The organism is Vibrio sp. 3-2(1), assembly GCF_963887575.1.
GTDB lineage: Bacteria > Pseudomonadota > Gammaproteobacteria > Enterobacterales > Vibrionaceae > Vibrio > Vibrio anguillarum.
Window position 1 is genome coordinate 1 of the sequence record NZ_CAWPGB010000047.1, and the last position, 1091, is coordinate 1091.

At 44.6% G+C, this 1091-nt stretch carries 1 protein-coding gene; it reads right to left on the minus strand.

What is annotated here, in order from left to right; all coding sequences use genetic code 11:
• Positions 1-30 precede the first annotated feature (30 nt).
• The gene (locus tag AACQ79_RS14275) at positions 31-999 is read right to left on the minus strand and encodes an IS30-like element ISVa6 family transposase (protein ID WP_080996487.1); all 969 of its coding nucleotides are present in this window, start codon (positions 997-999) and stop codon (positions 31-33) included.
• Between the last annotated feature and the right edge of the window lie 92 nt (positions 1000-1091).

Genomic DNA, 1091 nt, shown 5'->3' on the forward strand with positions numbered 1-1091 from the left:
CTTAGTATCAAGTTTGAAGTGCGACACTTTCTACAGATGCGCATGAATATACTCCGTTGGTGTCCTATACCCAAGTCTTTTGCGTGGGCGCGTATTTAATTTGTGTGCAATTTCATTGCAGAGCTTCTGTGTCACGTGTGACATAGAAGTTCGTTTTGGTAAGTATTGTCGTATCAAGCCATTGGTGTTTTCATTAGTGCCTCGCTCCCATGAATGGTATGGATTTGCAAAGTAAAACAGACAGTTATGATGTTTTTCTAGTTGTGCATAACCATGAAATTCAGTGCCGTTATCCGCAGTTATCGTCTTAAAAGGTAAGTCAGAGCGGGTCATAATTTTGCTCATTCTTACGTTGAGCGACTCGCTTGTTCTATCGTCCATTTGCCCAATAAAAGTGTAGCCAGTCATTCTGTCGACTAAAGTCACGATGCAGTGCTTGGTTCCGCGGCCAACGACGGTATCAATTTCCCAATGGCCAGGCTCATTTCGATGCTCAGCTTTTGCAGGTCTTTCGGTAATATGACGCTTTGCTGCCAGCCGACCTCGGCTGTCTTTTGAGTTATACCTTTTGCGCCTTTTCTTGGTAGATTGGCGTAGGTGTTTCCATAGTGTGCCACCGAGAGTTTTGTCGTTCCAAATATGCTGATAAATGAGCTCGTGACTCATTGTTGGATAGCCTCTTACCCTTAGGTATCCGACGATTTGGTCAGGGCTCCAATCCAGTCGTAGCAAGGCTTCAGGTAACCTGAAGTCGATTTCGCTGTAGCGCTTATTTCTGCGCGAGCGACTCAGCCGGTTGCGAGCCATTTGTTGGGCTCTCCACGCCTGATAGGAGTACCTTTTAAAGTGTCTGTTGTATCGGGAATTGCGTTCAATTTCTCGATAGATAGTAGCTTTGTGACGACCCAGTTGTTTAGCTATTTTAGCGGTACTAATTCCTTGCTTTCTGAGTGCAGAAATCATATACCTTTCGTTCTCAGTGAGGTGCGTGTATCTCATGTTTTTTACTTCTTGGCGGGAGCAAACTTCATGATTATCGCATCTCACTGTTTTTATGTTCAGAGGTGTCGCACTTCGTACTTGAATCCAAG